Origin of the sequence: Acinetobacter dispersus (genome assembly GCF_009884975.1) — a bacterium.
Lineage (GTDB): Bacteria > Pseudomonadota > Gammaproteobacteria > Pseudomonadales > Moraxellaceae > Acinetobacter > Acinetobacter dispersus.
Map to the genome: position 1 here is coordinate 1767785 of NZ_CP041970.1, position 19816 is coordinate 1787600.

The 19816-nt window shown below is 40.4% G+C and carries 18 protein-coding genes; 15 read left to right on the top strand and 3 right to left on the bottom strand.

From position 1 onward, the window contains the following. Positions 1 to 12: 12 nt before the first annotated feature. Positions 13 to 3843, bottom strand: coding sequence for a phosphoribosylformylglycinamidine synthase (gene purL / locus FPL17_RS08180; protein WP_159884411.1), 3831 nt, complete (start codon positions 3841 to 3843; stop codon positions 13 to 15). A 419-nt stretch (positions 3844 to 4262) separates the two neighbouring features. Here purL and FPL17_RS08185 point away from each other — a divergent pair, with 419 nt between their 5' ends. The 10 genes from FPL17_RS08185 to pal all read left to right on the top strand — a co-directional run bounded on the left by FPL17_RS08185 (position 4263) and on the right by pal (position 13518). Further along, positions 4263 to 5603: a deoxyguanosinetriphosphate triphosphohydrolase gene (locus tag FPL17_RS08185; protein ID WP_005189988.1), complete on the top strand. Its 1341-nt coding sequence runs from the start codon at positions 4263 to 4265 to the stop codon at positions 5601 to 5603. Positions 5604 to 5671: 68 nt separating this feature from the next. Next, entirely contained in the window at positions 5672 to 6277 is a 606-nt protein-coding gene (ruvA, locus tag FPL17_RS08190; RefSeq protein WP_159884413.1) for a Holliday junction branch migration protein RuvA, read from the top strand. Positions 6278 to 6284: 7 nt separating this feature from the next. Then, entirely contained in the window at positions 6285 to 7280 is a 996-nt protein-coding gene (gene ruvB / locus FPL17_RS08195) for a Holliday junction branch migration DNA helicase RuvB (protein ID WP_005211486.1), read from the top strand. A 172-nt stretch (positions 7281 to 7452) separates the two neighbouring features. Beyond that, positions 7453 to 8349: a hypothetical protein gene (locus tag FPL17_RS08200; RefSeq protein WP_159884415.1), complete on the top strand. Its 897-nt coding sequence runs from the start codon at positions 7453 to 7455 to the stop codon at positions 8347 to 8349. Between the two features lie 153 nt (positions 8350 to 8502). Continuing rightward, the gene (gene ybgC, locus FPL17_RS08205) at positions 8503 to 8910 is read left to right on the top strand and encodes a tol-pal system-associated acyl-CoA thioesterase (RefSeq protein ID WP_005151801.1); all 408 of its coding nucleotides are present in this window, start codon (positions 8503 to 8505) and stop codon (positions 8908 to 8910) included. Positions 8911 to 8934: 24 nt separating this feature from the next. Then, positions 8935 to 9633, top strand: coding sequence for a protein TolQ (tolQ, locus tag FPL17_RS08210; protein ID WP_005189993.1), 699 nt, complete (start codon positions 8935 to 8937; stop codon positions 9631 to 9633). After that, entirely contained in the window at positions 9633 to 10085 is a 453-nt protein-coding gene (gene tolR, locus FPL17_RS08215) for a protein TolR (RefSeq protein ID WP_005189995.1), read from the top strand. The genes tolQ and tolR overlap by 1 nt, the downstream gene beginning before the upstream one ends. Before the next feature lie 3 nt (positions 10086 to 10088). Further along, positions 10089 to 11546 carry a cell envelope integrity protein TolA gene (tolA, locus tag FPL17_RS08220; protein WP_159884417.1) on the top strand — a complete coding sequence of 486 codons (1458 nt, stop codon included), beginning with the start codon at positions 10089 to 10091 and terminating at the stop codon, positions 11544 to 11546. A 99-nt stretch (positions 11547 to 11645) separates the two neighbouring features. Then, positions 11646 to 12929, top strand: coding sequence for a Tol-Pal system beta propeller repeat protein TolB (gene tolB, locus FPL17_RS08225; RefSeq protein ID WP_005189999.1), 1284 nt, complete (start codon positions 11646 to 11648; stop codon positions 12927 to 12929). A 22-nt stretch (positions 12930 to 12951) separates the two neighbouring features. Continuing rightward, positions 12952 to 13518 carry a peptidoglycan-associated lipoprotein Pal gene (gene pal, locus FPL17_RS08230; protein WP_159884419.1) on the top strand — a complete coding sequence of 189 codons (567 nt, stop codon included), beginning with the start codon at positions 12952 to 12954 and terminating at the stop codon, positions 13516 to 13518. Positions 13519 to 13575: 57 nt separating this feature from the next. Here pal and FPL17_RS08235 read toward each other — a convergent pair whose 3' ends face one another. Further along, a complete protein-coding gene (locus FPL17_RS08235; RefSeq protein ID WP_151714759.1) occupies positions 13576 to 13761 on the bottom strand; it encodes an NF038105 family protein in 186 nt (61 codons plus the stop codon). Positions 13762 to 13937: 176 nt separating this feature from the next. On the opposite strand from FPL17_RS08235, the gene FPL17_RS08240 reads away from it, so the two are divergent. The 5 genes from FPL17_RS08240 to FPL17_RS08260 all read left to right on the top strand — a co-directional run bounded on the left by FPL17_RS08240 (position 13938) and on the right by FPL17_RS08260 (position 17207). Continuing rightward, positions 13938 to 14909 carry a class 1 fructose-bisphosphatase gene (locus tag FPL17_RS08240; RefSeq protein WP_151714760.1) on the top strand — a complete coding sequence of 324 codons (972 nt, stop codon included), beginning with the start codon at positions 13938 to 13940 and terminating at the stop codon, positions 14907 to 14909. 56 nt (positions 14910 to 14965) lie between these two features. Then, entirely contained in the window at positions 14966 to 15742 is a 777-nt protein-coding gene (locus FPL17_RS08245) for a TrmH family RNA methyltransferase (protein WP_005211471.1), read from the top strand. 158 nt (positions 15743 to 15900) lie between these two features. Next, positions 15901 to 16518, top strand: a complete 618-nt coding sequence (locus FPL17_RS08250) for an RNA polymerase sigma factor (RefSeq protein ID WP_005190009.1) — start codon at positions 15901 to 15903, stop codon at positions 16516 to 16518. Next, positions 16505 to 16828, top strand: coding sequence for a hypothetical protein (locus tag FPL17_RS08255; RefSeq protein WP_005190010.1), 324 nt, complete (start codon positions 16505 to 16507; stop codon positions 16826 to 16828). The genes FPL17_RS08250 and FPL17_RS08255 overlap by 14 nt, the downstream gene beginning before the upstream one ends. After that, positions 16818 to 17207 carry a DUF3106 domain-containing protein gene (locus FPL17_RS08260; RefSeq protein ID WP_005211466.1) on the top strand — a complete coding sequence of 130 codons (390 nt, stop codon included), beginning with the start codon at positions 16818 to 16820 and terminating at the stop codon, positions 17205 to 17207. Before FPL17_RS08255 ends, FPL17_RS08260 begins: the two co-directional genes overlap by 11 nt. A gap of 69 nt (positions 17208 to 17276) precedes the next feature. Here FPL17_RS08260 and FPL17_RS08265 read toward each other — a convergent pair whose 3' ends face one another. Beyond that, positions 17277 to 19802: a CSLREA domain-containing protein gene (locus FPL17_RS08265; RefSeq protein ID WP_159884421.1), complete on the bottom strand. Its 2526-nt coding sequence runs from the start codon at positions 19800 to 19802 to the stop codon at positions 17277 to 17279. Between the last annotated feature and the right edge of the window lie 14 nt (positions 19803 to 19816).

Here is a 19816-nt window from a genome sequence, read left to right on the forward strand (position 1 = left end):
TTTATATTTTAATTAACCAATAAATTTACGTGCGTTACGGAACATACGTAACCAAGCACCATCTTCAGCCCAGTCTTCTGGCTTCCAAGAATGCTGTAAAGCACGGAAGTTACGTTCTGGATGCGGCATCATCACGGTTGCACGACCATCTTTAGAGGTTAAACCTGTAATCGCCTCAGGTGAACCATTCGGGTTCAATGGATAGTGTTGAGTTGGATTACCCAAACTATCCACATAGCGTAAGATCACTTGGTTCTCAGCATTTAAAGCAGCAATTTGCTGTTCAGTTGCAACCAGACGACCTTCACCATGCGCAACAGCGATTGGTAAAATCGAACCTTGCATATCTTCAAGTAATACAGAAACTGATTTTTCTACACGAACGTTCACGGCACGCGCTTCAAATACTTCTGAAGTGTTACGGTGGAAACGGCCCCAATGCTCTGCACCTGGAATCAGTGGTGCAAGTTGCGACATCATTTGACAACCATTACATACGCCTAAGCTGAATGTATTTTGACGATGGAAGAACTGCTCAAACTGGTCACGTAATTTCGCATTGAACAAGACTGATTTCGCCCAGCCACCACCAGCACCCATCACGTCACCGTATGAGAAACCACCACACGCCACTAAACCTTCGAAGTCGCTCAAGCTGACACGACCTGCTAGTAAGTCACTCATGTGTACGTCAATGGTATTGAAGCCAACTTTGTCAAAAGCAGCGGCCATTTCAACATGACCGTTAACACCCTGCTCACGCAAGATGGCCATATTAGGACGACGTGTATTGATAAACGGCGCTTCAACAGGTTCATTCAAGTCATAAGTTGCTTGTGCAATCAAACCTTTGTGGTTTTTGTCTGCGATTAATGCAAACTCTTGATCAGCAGTCTCAACGTTATCACGTAAGCGTTGGATCTGATGCGATACTTCTGCCCATGCTTGTTGCAATTCAGCACGCTCTAAAGTTAAACCATTCACAGCCAATTGATCGGTTGTATTGACACGGCCCACAACTGCAATGGCATCTTTCAGGCTAGATGCTGCAACTTCAACTTCTAACTGAGCCCAATCCGCCGCTGTGATTTGAAGTACAGCACCAATTTCTTCAGCGAATAAACTTTCAGTTGATTGATTTTCTAAAGCAACACCTAAGCGCGAAGCAAACATCATTTCAGCAACAGTCGCCAGTAAACCACCATCACCGATATCATGGTAAGCCTTAATCACACCACGATTGTTCCAGTCTTGAATCAAGGCAAAGAATGCTTTGAAGTCATCAAAACTATCGACATCAGGTGTAACAGAACCAATGGCTTTATATACCTGCGCAAGGATCGAACCACCTAGACGGAACTGGCCTTTAGATAGGTCAATACGAACCAATACTGAATCTGCTAAGTTCTTCAATTCTGGTGTCAATGTTTTACGAACATCTAGAACAGGTGCAAATGCTGTGATCACACCGGTCATTGGTGAAGTCACTGCTTTGTCTTCACCATCGTTCCAAGTGGTACGCATTGAAAGTGAATCTTTACCCACTGGAATTGCGATGCCTAATGCAGGACACATTTCCATACCAATCGCTTTTACACCTTCAAACAAGGCTTGATCTTCACCTTTTTGACCTGCCGCTGCCATCCAGTTTGCTGAAAGTTTGATATCACTAATTTGTTCGATGTTGGCACAAGCAATGTTGGTAATCGCTTCTGCAACCGCTAAACGTGCAGATGCAGCTGGATTTAACAATGCAACAGGTGGACGTTCGCCCATTGCCATTGCTTCACCAGTGAAACCTTGCAAGCTTGTAGTCGTTACTGCTGCATCTGCTACAGGAACCTGCCAGCGACCCACCATCTGATCACGTGCAACCATACCTGTAATCGAACGGTCACCAATGGTGATCAAGAATGATTTAGATGCAACTGTTGGATTTTTCAATACACGGAAAATCGCATCTTTTAAATCAACTTTCGCAGCATCAAAGTCGTTACCCGTACGCTCAATCGTTTCATACGAACGTTGCATACGCGGTGTACCGCCTAAAATCACCTGCATTGGAATATCGACAGGCTTGTTCTCAAACAAAGGATCTTCAACAGTTAAGTGACGCGCTTCAGTCGCTTCACCCAATACCGCAAACGGACAACGCTCACGTGCACAAATTTCTTCAAATTGCTCTAAAGACTCTGGGCGAATGGCAAGCACATAACGCTCTTGCGCTTCATTTGACCAGATTTCCATCGGGCTCATACCTGGCTCTAATGATGGAATTTTACGCAGGTTAAGCACTGCACCCAACTCATGATCATTCACAAGTTCTGGCATAGCATTAGATACACCACCTGCACCCACATCATGTACAGACACGATTGGGTTAAAGTCTTCTAAGCGCCAGCAGGTATCGATGACTTCTTGGCAACGGCGTTCCATTTCTGGGTTTTCACGTTGAACAGAAGCAAAGTCCAAGCTCTCGCCCATAGTACCGCTGTCTACAGAAGACGCTGCACCACCGCCAAGACCGATCAACATTGCAGGGCCACCCAATACAATGAGCAAGTCACCCGGTTGAATCGCATCTTTTTCAACATGGTCAGGACGAATGTTACCGTAACCACCTGCAATCATGATTGGCTTATGGAAGCCTTTCACGTCACCATTGACATTCTGTTCAAAAGTACGGAAATAACCATTTAAAGCTGGGCGACCAAATTCGTTGTTAAACGCAGCACCACCCAATGGACCTTCGATCATGATTTGTAATGGCGATGCCATACGTGAAGGTTTACCGTAGTTATCTTCCCAAGGTTGTTCAAAACCAGGGATATTTAAGTTTGAAACAGTAAAGCCTGTTAGACCTGCTTTTGGTTTACCACCACGACCTGTTGCACCTTCATCACGGATTTCACCGCCCGAACCTGTTGCAGCACCTGCAAATGGAGCAATTGCAGTTGGATGGTTGTGTGTTTCAACCTTCATTAAAATATGAGCAGCTTGGCTCTTATATTTATAAACGAAGTGACCATTTTCATCCGCTTTCGGATAAAAACGCATCGTGTCATAACCCACGATCACAGACGCGTTATCTTTATATGCCGACAACACATCTGTTGGAGATTCTTTATAGGTATTTTTAATCATTTGGAACAATGATAATGGTTGTTTTTCACCATCAATTGTCCATTCAGAACCAAAGATTTTATGACGACAGTGTTCAGAGTTTGCTTGTGCAAACATCATCAATTCGATATCGTTTGGATTACGACCTAGCTTGGTAAATGCTTCGGTTAAGTAATCAATTTCTTGCTCAGATAAAGCAAAGCCAAACTCATTGTTGGCTTTGACTAAGGCTTCTTTTCCTTGACCCAAAATATCGATTGAGTTCAATGGCTTCGGTGCTGTTTCTGAGAATAGAGCTTTTGCATCATCAATTTGAGCAAAAACACTCTCTGTCATACGGTCATGTAATGCCAATTTCACTTCGTTCGAAATCTCTTTCACACCTTTCAGTGTAAATAACAGACCACGCTCTAAACGGTGAATAGGTGTATTACAGTTTTGGAAAATATCAGTTGCTTTAGATGACCACGGAGAAATTGTCCCCACACGTGGTGTCACTAAAATCTGGATTTCATCACTTGCAGCTTGGCGAAGTTCGAAAGATTGACCATCGTTTAAAAGTTGTAATGCCGATTGATGTTGCTGCTCGTTGAGCGCTTGATCAAACAAATAAACCCACTGGCTGTCAAAAGATTGAACAGAACTCATTGACGTTAATCGGTTTAAGAGTTGAGCTTTCTTGAAAGAAGAATGTGCTGATGCACCGGCCACGATAAACATGTTGACTTTGGCTCCACGGGTGGGTCTAACGAACCTACCACAATGTGACTTATGAAAGAGCGCATATTCTACTGTGAAAGGCTCATTTCAGCTAGCTATATCCATCTTAAAAATCAGAGTTTTCTACTGCAAATGGCTTAATTTCTTATAGCTTTATCCATTTTACTTTATTCGTAACAATTCATTTAAGCTGATACAGCAATCACATTTCATATTTATAGCTCATTACTCTTATTTCTTTTCTGCTATCGAAATCACAATGTATCCCTGCACGACAGACTTTCCCTCTTCTCTACCTACCATTACTTTATCCTGAAATTTCTCTATTTACCTTATTAAGACAACTTGTGTCGCTCTACCCTAGTGCTTTAATCTTTTTTTTGGCATGATGATCCTGAACTCATAGTGAATAATGATGAATGGAACAAATGCGTTGGGTAGAATTGCTATCTGCAATTCGTTTAGGTAGTAAAAAAAGCAGTACTGAATTGGCTCGAAGCCCATTCCACAAAGATTATGACAGAATTATATTTTCGCAAAGCTTTCGCCAACTGAATAGAAAAACACAGGTTCACCCGCTTACACAACATGATGGTATCCATACCCGCCTCACGCACTCGCTAGAAGTGTCCTGTATTGGGCGTTCACTCGGCATGTTGGCCGCAGAAAAAATCAAAGATGAATTACCGATGTGGATTTCCCCAGCAGATGTTGGTGCGATTATCCAAGCAGCCTGTCTGGCGCATGATATTGGTAATCCACCTTTTGGTCATGCTGGCGAATATGCGATTCGTGAATGGTTTGATGATGCATCGCATCGTGACTTCTTGACCAGACTTACACCTGAAGAAGCAGCCGATGTACGCCAGTTTGAAGGCAATGCACAAGGACTTCGCCTACTCAGCCGTATTGATTACCATCCCGATGATGGTGGTATGCGCCTCACCTGTGCCACACTGGGTGCTTATTTAAAATATCCGTGGTTATCCAAAACCATCGAAGAACAAGGCGATATGCCATCTCATCAACGGGCGAAATTTGGTTGTTATCAATCTGAAAAAGAAATATTAAAACAACTGGCAGAACAACTCGGTCTTATTCAACTCGGCGACTATCATTATTGCCGTCATCCACTGACCTATTTATTAGAAGCAGCTGATGATATTTGTTATGCGCTCATTGATTTAGAAGATGGCATTATTCTGAACATGTTGAACTATGCCGAAGTTGAGCCAATTTTTCTGAATCTGATTGCAGATTATGGTTATCCAGAAGAATTACATTTACCACATACCACATGGCAGCAAAAAATTGCGGCCTTACGCGGTCGTGTGATGAAACGTTTAGTCGATGAAGTGACCACTGCATTTGCCAAACATCAGTATGAAATTTTAACCGGCCAACTCAAAGGTAGCTTATTACAATATTGCTCACCAGATATTGAAGCAGGTATTCAAACGGCGAAAAATCTTGCCAGAGATCGTATTTTTGAACATCCTCAAAAATCAGGTTTAGAGATTATTGCGCATCAAAGTTTGCAAACTATATTAGATGCTTTTATCCCTTTAACCATGCCGCATAAGACATTAAGCTTTAAAGAACAGCGTTTAATGTCGATTTTGCAACATTCAGGGGTAAATCTACAAAACAACCACTATAATAATATTATGCAAGTCTTGGATATTATTAGTAAGTTTTCTGACCACCAAGCCTATAGCTTGGCGCAAGAGCTGCAAGGCAATAAAATTGGATTCTTTTAACAGTTGAAATTAGACCAAGACTTTTTTCAAGCTCAAACTAAATTTTTTAAAATAGTGAAATTTAACTCATGATCGGATGTTTAATTGGCGAAGTGTTTGCCCTAGAAGCCCCAACCGTATTACTCAATGTGAATGGTGTGGGTTATGAAATAGACACACCACTTTCGACATTTTGCCAATTACAAAAAGGACAGAAAGTTACTTTATGGACTCACTTAGTCGTTCGTGAAGATGCTCAACAACTTTATGGCTTTAGCGATGCTCAAGAAAAAACCATTTTCCGTACTTTACTTAAAGTAAATGGTGTAGGTCCTAAAATGGCTTTAGGTATCCTGTCTACCTTAAGTATTGAATTGCTGATTCATACCATTGAACATGATGATATTAATACCCTGATTAAAGTTCCAGGTGTGGGCAAGAAAACAGCTGAACGTTTAATGATTGAATTAAGAGATCGTTTCAAAGCCTTAGCACAATCAACTGGCAGTATAAGCACTACAGCAGCAACGCAAATCCAATTTATGTCAAATTCACCTGTTGCAGAAGCAGAAGCCGCATTACAATCTCTTGGTTATAAACCAACAGAAGCACAAAAAGCCGTGGCGGCAGTTAAAGCAGACTATACTGAATCTGCTGACATTATTCGTGCTGCGCTTAAATCAATGATGAAGTAATAGATATATGCAAGATCGTCTTATAAGCGGAACAGAAAAACCTGAAGATCAATTTGATCGCGCGATTCGTCCTACCTCATTGGTGGACTATATTGGTCAGCCAGTGGTGCGCGAGCAAATGGAAATCTTCATCGGTGCAGCGCGTGGCCGCGGTGAAGCACTTGATCATACTTTGATTTTTGGTCCACCAGGTTTAGGTAAAACAACCCTTGCCAATATTATTGCAAGAGAAATGGGTGGTAATTTAAAGTCTACTTCTGGTCCTGTATTGGAACGTGCTGGCGATTTGGCTGCCATGCTGACCAATTTAGAAGAAGGTGATGTTCTGTTTATTGACGAAATTCACCGTCTTTCACCCGTGATTGAAGAAATTCTTTATCCTGCAATGGAAGATTACCAATTAGATATTATGATTGGTGAAGGCCCTGCAGCTCGTTCAATTAAGCTCGATCTTCCCCCCTTTACTTTAGTTGCTGCAACAACAAGAGCTGGCTTACTCACCTCTCCTTTACGTGATCGTTTCGGGATTGTGCAGCGCTTAGAGTTTTATTCGGTTGAAGATTTGACCCATATCGTGACACGTTCTGCCAATTTAATGGATGTTCCGATTACCAAAGAAGGTTCGACTGAAATCGCCCGTCGTGCTCGCGGCACACCACGTATTGCCAACCGCTTATTACGTCGTGTACGTGACTATGCGCAAGTCAAAGGTACGGGTGAAGTGACTCAAGATATGGCTCAACGTGCTTTAGACATGCTTAACGTGGATAAAGCAGGTTTAGATACGCTGGATCGTCGTTATCTCAGTATGTTACTGGAACGCTTTGAAGGGCGACCAACAGGTGTTGAAGCATTAGCTGCTGCAATGGCAGAAGATAGTGGAACACTTGAAGATGTGATTGAACCGTATTTGATTCAGCAAGGTTATGTGATGCGCACAGCACGTGGTCGAATTGCAACCAATATGGCGTATTTACAGTTTGGTATGACACCACCTGAATAAATACTGAATAGAATAAATATCGTATTAATGCGATATTTATTCTAAAACCACTTCAATATTTTAAAAATAAAATATCTGGATATTAAAAATAAAATTTCCTGTTATAATTTTTCATCTTAAAATTAAACCACACATTCAAACCAACCAAAATTTAATATCAAGGGTGAAAGAAATGTCAAACAAATTATTAATTTCTACTATATGCTCTGGGACACTATTATTAACAGCCTGTGGAGGTGGTGGAGATGACAGCCAGCCCAGCTTTGATGGTAAAGAGAAACTAGATTATAAAAAAACAGAAACGACTCACATTATTACCGAGCCTGTCGTCAACTTGTCAAATTCGTCAGAAAATCTATTATTTTATATAGGTATGCTGGCACAAGGTATTTATGAAAGTACCAGCAACTCTGATTTTTTGTGTGAAACAGGAACAGTAAAAATTAATAGTGACAAGAGTGTCACACTTAATAACTGTAAAAACTTCAAGATTCCCTCTCAGGGAACACAGTTCTCAGGTATAATTTCGGGTACGGTTCAATCTAACAACAATAACACGACTGCTGTAAAGAAAAATGAATTAAACTTGTCGAACCTCAATATTGATTTGACTGAAGATACACTCCTTTTTAATGGGAAAATAATACATACTTCCACATTACCAAATAGCGACCTTCTCAGTGACACATATGAAACGGAACAGTCCACGCTCAAATACGTAGAAAAAAATAATAATAAAGATTATTATCTATACACCCTAAATAATTATCAATTTATTTCTAAGTACTATATATTAAATGATCGTATAGAAGATTTTGCAAAAGGAAAAATAAACGGAGAGTTCAATGGTAAGGTCTTTTCAGTCAATTTTGCTTCTAACTTCAATTTCTCAACGGCTGAAGATCTTTTTGATTTTAAGCCTAATTCAGCCAATGTCGAAATTACCGACCAATATAATCAAAAAAATACGATCTCAATTCATCAGGCAACTAATGGCGCCGCATTAGTTAATACTTATGCTGATGGAAAACTCGTACAAACTTTTTCTCAAGACTGGAACGAGTTTTAAGCAATTAATTATAGTTTTACCCAAATAAGCCCTCTTTGTAGGGCTTATTTTTTATCTAGCTCAACAATATGTTATTTATTACTATTTCCTTAGCCCGTTTGACGCAATATCATTCGTGCTTGCTCACAGTACGCAAGAATAGGTAATAAAGACATGGCAAATCATTTTGAGTTCAAAATTCGCGTTTATATCGAAGATACAGATGCTGGCGGTATCGTTTACCATGCCAATCATATCCGTTTTATGGAGCGTGCTCGGACCGAATGGTTACGTGCAGCAGGTGTAGATCACTACTGGCACCAAAAAGACTACAGCTTCGTGGTACATCAGATTCAGGTTAAATATGTACGCCCAATATTAATGGATGATTTAATTACCGTTACAGCACGTGTTATTTCGTGTAAAGCCGCATCTTTTGTGTTGCAACAAAATATTTATCGTGGTGAAATCTTGCTGGCTTCAGGTGAGGTTGTGTTGGCATGTTTAAACAAAGATCTAATGCCACGTAGACTTCCTGATGAAATTCGTGATCTGATTCAAAAAGAATTAGCACAGGACTAAAATAAACTTTTGGCACCGTAACTTATGGCAACTAACTTAGAATCTTCCCTGCACATTTCTGACCTAATTTTACAAGCAAGTCCTGTTGTACAACTGGTCATGCTGATCTTACTATTTGCTTCAATTTATAGCTGGTACCTGATCGCTAAATTACACATGGGCTTTAAAAAAGCAGAGCAAGATGATGAGCATTTTCAAAAGATGTTTTGGTCTGGTGCCGAATTAAATACGCTTTTTAATAATGCACAACTTAACTCTAAACGTCGTGGCCTTGAAGATATTTTCTACCAAGGCTTAGGTGAGTTTTTTAAACTACAGAAACGTAAAGCAGATACCAACCAAACCATCGAAGGAACTGAACGTATTCTTCGTGTCGGTTTAAGCCGTGACCAAAGTGGTTTAGAAGTTGGCTTAGGTGCGCTTGCTAGTATTGGCTCTGTAGCACCTTATATCGGTTTATTTGGTACAGTTTGGGGCATCATGAATGCCTTTATTGGCCTTGCTGCAGTTGATCAAGTCACATTAGCAACAGTTGCTCCTGGTATTGCAGAAGCTCTGATTGCAACAGCAATTGGTTTATTTGCAGCAATTCCTGCTGTACTTGCATTTAACCATTTTACTGCTAAAGGTGAATCAACTTATTCAGATCGTGCTTTATTTGCAGAAGAAATGGTTGCTCTTTTACAGCGTCAAGCGATTGGAACGACACAGGATGATGCATAATGGCGATTCAACGATCTGGACGTTTTGAGCGGATTAAAAAACCACTGAAAAGCGACATGAACGTCGTTCCCTATATCGACGTTATGTTAGTACTACTGGTTATTTTTATGGTGACTGCACCCATGATTACCAGTGGTATCAAAGTGGATTTGCCTCAAGCCAATAATCACCCTATTGAATCTAAAGATATGCCAGCCTTGGTCACAATCAGTAAAGATGGTAATTTCTCACTTGAATATCAAGAACATAAAGGTAGTGACCCCCTTTCGCTTGAACAACTTGAAACTATTTTAAGTGAAGCTCAAACACAAGCTGAACAAGAAAATAAACAACTAACTGTTCTGGTGAATGGTGATAAATCTCGTCCATATGGTGAAGTGGTTTCACTGATGGCGAGTCTACAAGAAGCTGGCCTCACTCAAGTTGGCTTACTGACAGAGCCGTTAAAATAAGCTATGAAAAAATTTCAAGAGCCACCTTTTAAACAAAATGCGATTGCACTGGGTTTTACACTCGGCGTTCATGCGATCGCAATTGTTGGCTTACTGTTTTTAGGCTTGAGTAAACCACCAGAAGAGCCTAAAAAACTCACCACTATTTTGGTGAAGCCAGAAGATTTACCTCAATCGCTTCAGCAGCCTGAAAAGCAAGTCACGGCTGACAAACAAGCACCAGAAGTGGTCAGTCCAAATGTGGATCCGACCTTACCTGAAAATATTCCTGTAGCGCCTCCACCACCAACCGCACAACAACTTGCAGCTGAAAAGCAAAAAGTCGAACAGGTTCAGCAGGCAAAATTAGCTGAACAAAAACGTAAAGCCGATGAAGCTGCTCGTGCCAAGCAAGTGGAAGAACAACGTAAACTTGCAGAAGCTCAAGCACAAAAACAACGTGCTGATGCCGAAGCTAAACGTCAAGCTGAGGCAAAGACAGAAGCTGACGCGAAGCGTAGAACTGAACAAAATGCAAAAGCTGAGGCTGAAGCGAAGGCACGCCAAAAAGCTGAACAAGATGCGAAATTAAGACAGCAAAAAGCGGCCGAAAACGCAAAACTTCAAGCACAACAGGATGCTAAACGCAAAGCTGAGGCAGACGCAAAGGCGCGTGCCGAAGCAGATGCAAAACGTAAAGCCGATGCTGATGCGAGAGCAAAAGCTAACGCAGACGCGAAACGTAAAGCGGATGCCGATGCGAAGGCAAAAGCTGAAGCAGACGCTAAACGTAAGGCAAATGCAGATGCCAAAGCAAAAGCTGAGGCAGATGCCAAACGTAAAGCGGATGCTGATGCGAAGGCAAAAGCTGAAGCAGACGCTAAACGTAAGGCAAATGCAGATGCCAAAGCAAAAGCCGATGCTGATGCAAAACGCAAAGCTGATGCGGATGCAAAACGTAAAGCTGACGCAGATGCCAAAGCGAAAGCCGACGCGGATGCGAAACGTAAAGCTGACGCAGATGCCAAAGCGAAAGCCGACGCGGATGCGAAACGTAAAACCGAGGCAGATGCAAAACGTAAGGCCGATGCTGATGCAAAAGCCAAAGCTGAGGCAGATGCGAAACGTAAAGCGGAAGCTGAAGCAGAATCTAAGGCTGCAGCAGCTAAAAAAGCTGAACAAGAAGCTGCTCAGAAAAAAGCCGATGCTAAACGGATTGCATCAACAGCTAAGCGAGATTTTGAACAAAAAATCTATCGTGCTTGGAATATGCCGTCAGGTTCATCAGGCCAGCGAGCCAGTGCTCGTGTAACTTTAAGTGAAAGCGGTGCTGTTTTATCTGTTGTTGTTTCAGCAAGCGACCCTGATGTTAAGGCAAGTGTAGAAGCTGCTGTTCGTGCTGCCGCCCCTTATCCAATGCCAGATGATCCAGTTGCTCGCCGTGAAGCAAGAAGCTTTACTTCAAGTTTTACTGCAAAATAGTAATGAATAGTTAACGTTACAGGCTTTTAATAGCACAAAGCCTGTAACTATGTTAAATAATCAACAGCCACAAAAATACGAACGCAAGTAATTGTAACTATGGACAAGACTCGTAAACACCTCCTCTCGTTGGCAGTTTTCGCTGCAATTAGCACAGTTGTTCCAACAGCAACTTTTGCACAATTACATCTCGAAATTGCCAAAGCACCTGAACAAGCACCTAAAATTGCGATTATCCCATTTGCAAATGACAATGCGATCTATCCAATTGTGGAAAGTGACTTGAATCGCTCAGGCCGTTTTACCAGCGCATCTCAAAATTTACCTGCGACTGCTAGCCTAAATCAGGTACAAGCGGGTGATTGGCAAAATGCTGGTGTACCATATGTCGTCGTCGGGCAAATGAAAGCCGTTGATGCCAATACATTCGAAATTCATTACCAATTATATGATGTACAGAAACAACAATATTTATTGAATGAAGTACTAACTGTACCAAGTTCACGTGTTCGTCAAGCAGGACACTTGATCAGTGATACCATCTATCAAGCTTTGACAGGTATCGCAGGTGACTTTAGCGGTCGTATTGCTTATGTCTTGCGTAATCAGGCAACACCTGCTCAACGCTATACCTTGCAAATTGCAGATACGGATGGTGAGCAACCTAAAACCGTACTTTCTTCACGTGATCCAATCCTCTCTCCGGCTTGGACACCTGATGCAAAGAAAATTGCTTATGTATCATTTGAAACCAAACGCCCTGCGATTTATCTGCAAGACTTAGCCACTGGCCAACGTGAAGTTCTAGCAAGCTTCCGTGGTTTAAATGGTGCACCAAGTTTTTCGCCAGATGGTAAATCAATGTTATTTACCGCTTCTATGCACGGCAATCCTGAAGTGTATCAAATGGATTTAAGTACCCGCCAAGTACAACGCATGACCAATGACTCTGCGATTGATACTGAAGCACGTTACTCACCAGACGGTAAATCCTTTATCTTTACTTCGGATCGTGGTGGTTCACCACAAATCTATCGCTATAGTTTTGATGACAGTTCAGTCAAGCGACTCACCTTCAAAGGTGCATTCAATGCACGTGGTACTTTAAGTGCTGATGGTAAAAAGATTGCTCTAGTACATCGTCCAAGTGGTAGTAACTACAAAGTTGCAATCCAAGATATCAATACAGGTATCACCAATATTCTCACACCAACCAGTTTAGATGAATCACCAAGCTTCTCACCAAATGGACAAATGGTGGTTTACGCAACGCGTGAAGGTAGCCGTGGTTTGTTATCAGTCATGTCTACTGATGGCCGTTTCCGCATGAATTTACCAAGTGAACAAGGCGAAGTTCGCGAACCAGCTTGGGCACCAAAATAAGTTTAATCGATTGGAGAATCATATGAACATTAAATATCTAACGCTTCCACTGATTGCCGCAACGCTTGTTTTTACAGGTTGTGCAAGCCGTAAGCCTGCTGCTGAAATTACTGCAGGCAATACACCAAGTGGTTCATCAACTGTAAGTACTGATGGTCTAAGCGAAGATGCAGCTTTAAATGCACAAAACTTAGCGGGTGCATCTTCAAAAGGTGTTACTGCAGCAAACAAAGCTTTCCTCGCGAAACGCGTTGTGCACTTCAACTATGACAGCAGCGACTTATCAAACGAAGATTATCAAACCCTACAAGCGCATGCCCAATTTCTCGTAGCTAATGCGAACTCTCGTGTTGCCTTAACAGGTCATACCGATGAGCGCGGTACACGTGAATACAACATGGCCTTGGGTGAGCGTCGTGCCAAAGCCGTTGAGAGCTTCTTGATTACCAATGGCGTAAATCCTCAACAACTTGAAGCGGTAAGCTACGGTAAAGAATCACCAGTAAATGCTGGTCATGATGAAGCAGCATGGAAAGAAAACCGTCGTGTAGAGATCAATTACGAAGCAGTTCCACCATTACTAAAATAATGGTTTAGCTTCAAATAAAAAATGCTCACATCATGTGGGCATTTTTTATTTCTTAAATTAAGATGATGATTGGGATTTAGATTCTGACTGCATCGACTCAATCATATCGTGCTTATTAAAATCTTTATATTCTGGCTTTGCCTCATACTCTTTCCAAGCATCCTTCACATTTTCTTTAGAAATCTTGTCGAGACTAATCGGTTCACTTGGCGTGGGGGTTGCCTCAAAATTCTTGGTTGACATCTTAATCTCCAAACATCCTGTCTAGTATCTGTCCAACATAGCATGTAATCACGTGCTTGTAATCATAAAAGCAACATAAATAAAGTAAGATAATTTTTATTTTTATGTGATCTCATCTAGAATAGCCACATTCTTTTTTATCATTTTTTGACACGGCTAAATCGGAGCTATTCAATATGTCAAACCTTACTTTGACCCAATACTTAGAACAACAAAATGGGAATTTGACTCCAGAGTTGGCACAAGTTATCGAAACAATTGCAGCAACGTGCCAAACCATTGACCAAGCATTACAAAAAGGTGCTTTGGCAGGGATTTTAGGTAGCGCTGGCAATGAAAATGTTCAAGGTGAAACACAAAAAAAATTAGACGTTATCTCGAATGATTATCTGATTGATGCTTTAAAAGTTCATCCACAAGTTGGTGGTTTGGCATCAGAAGAATTAGATGACTTCACCCCTGCTCAAGAAAACGGGAAATACCTCGTATTATTTGATCCATTGGATGGTTCAAGCAATATCGATATTAATATGTGTGTTGGTACCATTTTCTCTATCCTTCCTGCTAAAAATGCTGTGACTCAATCTGCAGATTTTATGCAAGCAGGTACTGAACAAGTTGCTGCGGGCTATGTACTTTATGGTCCTTCAACCATGCTAGCACTTACGGTGGGTGCTGGTGTTGTATTCTTTACTTTTGATCCAACTACTCAAACTTTCGTACTTACAACTGAGCAGGTTCAAGTTTCAGCGGATACACAAGAATTTGCTATCAACTCATCTAACCAACGTCATTGGGAAAACCCTGTAAAACGTTATATTGATGAGCTTTTAGCTGGAAAAACTTCAGTACGTGAAAAAGATTTCAATATGCGTTGGGTCGCATGTATGGTGGGTGACATTCACCGCATCTTATGTCGTGGTGGTATTTTCCTTTACCCTTACGACCTAAAAGATCCTAAAAAAGCAGGCCGTTTACGTTTAATGTATGAAGCAAACCCAATGAGCATGTTAATCGAACAAGCTGGTGGTGCATCAACAACAGGCCGTGTTCGTATCATGGAAATCCAACCGACAGAACTACACCAACGTGTTCCTGTCATTATCGGTTCTAAAAACGAAGTGGAACGCGTAACAAGCTACCACTAATTAATTTTATAATCAGGGCATCATAAGTCTATGATGCCCTTTTGGATGTTTATCTTATGGCGGTTATTTTTCTAGAATCAAAAGACAATGCAAAAATTAAACATTTGCGTGGGTTAATCGAGCTCAATAGTGCTCGAAAGAAACATCAACAAACTGTTCTAGAAGGTACACATCTTTGTTTAGCTTGGTTACAACAACAGAAAAAACTATTTTCTTTATTTACCACTGAACAAGCATTAGAACATCCTGATTTACAAGAAGTCATCGAACTACACCAAGGTCATGTCTTCGTTATTAGTGAAGTGCTATATAAAGATTTAAGTACTTTAGGTACCACCTTACCTTGCTTAGCCATTATTGATCTTCCCAAAACATCAATGACAATTGATTTTAATGTAGATACTTTAATCCTAGAAAATATTCAAGATCCAGGTAATGTTGGAACATTACTCCGTTCAGCTGCCGCTGCAAACATCAAACAAGTAATTTGTACGCAAGGCTCAGCAACGCTCTGGTCTCCGCGTGTACTTAGAGCAGGTATGGGTGCCCATTTTAGTTTGCATTGTTTTGAAAACTTTCAGTTATCAGACATTCTTCCAAAATTTCAAATTCCTGTTTTAGTGACGAGTTCACATCAATCGACCAGTCTGTATGCACAAGATTTAACACAACCTTGTGTTTGGATTTTAGGTAACGAAGGTCAAGGTGCAAGTGATTATGCATTAGAGCATGCAAAAGCAGTTGCCATCCCTCAACCAGGTGGGCAAGAGTCGCTCAATGTTGCAATTGCAGGATCAATTTGCTTTTTTGAAATGGTTCGCCAACGTCAGTAAAACGTTAAATTATTTTAAATACGATTTTTTTACTGAGAAAATCAATTACACTACTAAAAATAATTGCTTAAGTTGTCAACGCGCCCACCAGTTTCAACGTTATATGATTAATGAATTGGAATTAATGGTGGGTATCCATGACAGGATTTTCCATCTCTATGGATTTAGCACCGAAACAGGCTCGAACCGAAACCAGTACTGATCGCAGTACGGTTGAACAACGTCTGCGTTTTTTTATGCAAGACGTTACAGGTCGTGCCTTGGTTATGATGGAAAGTGCAACTCAAGGACAACAAGGCATTGCCATGGATTTAGTACAGGAAGCCTTTATTTCCTTACATAAATCATATGCTGATAAAAATATAGAAGAATGGTACCCCCTGTTCTACACCATTTTAAATAACAAACTCCAAGACTGGAGACGTAAAGAAGCGCGTCGTGCGAGCCCCTTCTCATTATTCAAAAAGATTAGTTTAGATGATGACGAGGAAATTATTGATGTTGTAGATGAATCAACCCCGAACCCTTTTGATTTTCTTGATCAAGAAGTGACGATGGAAGAAATTCAAGCAGCAGTCAATCAACTACCAGTCCGTCAACAACAAGCATTTATGCTAAGAGCATGGGAAGGCTTTGATACGATGACTACAGCTCAAATTATGGATTGCAGTGAAGGCAGTGTAAAAACACATTACCACCGTGCAATTCAGGGACTCAGAATTGCTCTAGAGCATTTAAACCCACATACGGGAGGATCATCAGATGAAGAAAGATGAATTCACCAAACAAGTAACATCTAAACTTGACCAACTTGCCAGAGAGCAGCATCACAACAAAATGCTGGTGATGAATCATGTTCTCGATACTGTCCAGAAGAAACCAACTTCTTATTACAGTGTTTGGAAAATGACAGGTTTTGCATTTGCCGCTGCAATTATGGGCATTGTTGTTCTACCGAGTTCCTTGCAATTGGCAGATCAGCCACAAAACCAAGTTGTCGTGAATCCAAAGCTTTCACCACAAATGGTTGAAGATATGGAAATGTTATTGGTCTTGGGTGAGGATAAAGTTCCACATGGCAGCTAAAAAACTAGCACTTGTTGTGTGTACACTCGGCTTATTACAAACCAGTTTTGCTGGCTCTGAGCGCTTTTGGGTATTTTCTAAGCCCAATAAACCAGCAACAGAAGAAGCTTGGGATGACCTATCACCTGAAGAGCAACGCGTTTTAATTAAACGCTATCAAACCTTAAAAGAAATTCCAACCAATCAAAGCTCACAACTGCAACAACGCATGGAATGGTTTACACAACTACCAGAAGACGAAAAACAGAAAATGCGTGATGTGTGGCAAAAAATGAGTACTCAAGAGCGCAATACACTACGTAAACGTATGCAAAATGCCAGCACTGAAGAACGTGTAAATATTAGAGAAGAATACCTCACCAAATATGCTGAGCATTAACTTTTTATTTCTATACATATTTAAGATAAAAATAGCGCCATTTAGGCGCTATTTTTATCTTTGATATATTTATTTTCTAAAACGACGATAAGCTAATAATCCAAATAATCCAAATACAGAATAAAAGCCAAAGCTACCACCACCGCTGCTAGCAGAGCGTGTATCATCAGTGGTTGTAGCCGTACTAATAGTTCGTACGGTCGCTACATTTGATGACAGACCATCAGCATCATATACCTGATATTTAAAATCGAAATTAAATGGGTTAAATGCATTTACTTCCTGCACATAAATATTTCCGCCATAACATGTTAGTTTTTGATCAGGTTCAGGACAGGCTCCTTGGCGATCAGCAGAGATACTCAGATCTCTAGGTACATTCGTCAAACGAATTGGTAACTCGATCCCTTCCCGATTCTTCCAAAATTGAGATTTATTTGGATTTTTTTCTGGCCCAACCCCACCTTCACCGGTATCGCCATTATCGTTAGCAAAGTTCAATAAATTCAGACTTAACTTTTGTTTTTCCTTATACTTGAACGTTAAGGATGTATCTTTTGCCACAGGTGCAATATTTGTAAATTCAGCCTTGATTAGTCCTGACGATTTTACACTGCTATCTGAAATTAATGTAATGGTATATTTGCAAAAAATTTTATCCCCAGCTTGAGTAATACTATCATCCTTACGATAAAAAATAATTTGCTGTAGATCTGCATTCCACTTACATACTAAATTTGGAATATCTCCCTTATCTATATCAGTAACAGCATCATTAACTTGGCCTTTCCCCAATGGTTCCGTCGTAACACGATACAAGTCAGGGGTAAAAAATCTTAGCTTATAACTCCCATCAGTTTGCTTCACATCTTCTGGTAGGGGTAATTGATAGTTTTGCAACCCAATATAAATGGCACGATATTTCAAACTCTCTTTTCTTTTTTCCTCAATATTAAAACTATCCAACAATTTCTTATATTGATCCAACCGAGACTTATAATAAGTTAAAAAATCAGGATTATTGGGATTTTTCACCATATTATCAAAGAAATCATATTGTTCCTGATACCCAGAAATCATATTACTGATTGAGGTATTTGATAAATCCGTTAAATCACCAGCAACAAATCGCATCAACTCAATTGAACCAATATCACACGTATTACGCGCATTCGGATCATAATATAAAGTCCCATCAGTAATACGAGCAAGACCACGTTGATCTGTTGGACTACAATTCGAAACACCTGTGTCTAACAATCCAACTAATTTTGTCTTATCACCATCCTTCACAGGAATTGCATTTTTCTCAGGATAGTACACAGGCAAAAATGCAGTATGTTCTGTCGGTTTTTGTAAGGGTCCCAATACAGTTCGAATATTCTCAACTGGTGTCAAATTAATATTGGTTTTATTCTCCTTTAGTGATTCCTTTGGTATATCACATATGTTTTTAATCAACGGTGTTGAATTCTCTTCCCTTAATGCAAGAGCATTATATTGAACCTTCAGACCTACTTTTTCTTGTTCCGCTGCGGCACCCAATAAATATCGGCAAGCATAACTATTATCTCCTCCATTATAGGCAATGATATTAAATGCTAATGTCTTATCACCTAATTTATCGTATAGCAGTGTAGTAAAAGCATTATTCTCAACAATTGTATTACTTGTGAGCGTCAATTTACTGGTACCACTCAAAATACTAGAAGGATCATCTGGTTTAGGATCTGTACCAGCTTTAGTATCGCCTGAGAATTTAATGAGATTCCCAGTGGTTGTATTTACAGTATTTTGAGCAATCGTGTTATTACTTGCGTCAACTGTAGCTACTCCACAAAATTCAAACATATTTTTTGAGTTGGTAGAACCGTTATTAATAAAACTATTCGCAAGAAGGCTTATTACATGTGTTGAGTACCCAAGGTCGTTCTTACAACTCATGGCAAGTACACTACCATTTTCAGCCTGGTTCCCTTGAACTAAGCTTTTAGATAATGTTAATGATGAAGATGGTCCTGCTAAAAAGATAGCCCCGCCTTCTTTAGCACGTGAATTTAGAATTTGCGTACTTTGCAATAAGACATCCGCTCCAGCATAAATTGTACCGCCTAGATCCGTGGTATTGCCCCCAGTCAAAATCAGATTACTTAACGTTAAGGCACTCTTTCCAATAGTTGTATTAAAAATACGACTATTCTCAGCTTTAATTGTTGTTTGTAATTGAATCTGCGCAGGATATTGATTCACAACATCATTTAATAAAACATTTTTACCCTGCCAATCCACAGGGCTTGCTCCAATAATTGAAATATTGACACTTGGAGTTAATTCTTTATTAAGTGTATATGTTCCTTTTTCAAGTTGAATAACTTTTTGGCTTGTCGGTGACATATCTGTCACTGGACAACCACCAAAGGATACTCGCTCAGCAGCCGTTTTTATTGCCTCTCTTAACGAACAAGCATTTAGATTCCCGCCATCCTCATCTTCAAAAGTTGTGACCTTTATTGGGATACTACTCGTTGCAGCTAATAATGGCATTGTTGCCAGCATCATCGTCGCCAATAATGTTTTTTTATAATGTTGTTTCATCTCATCACATCCCT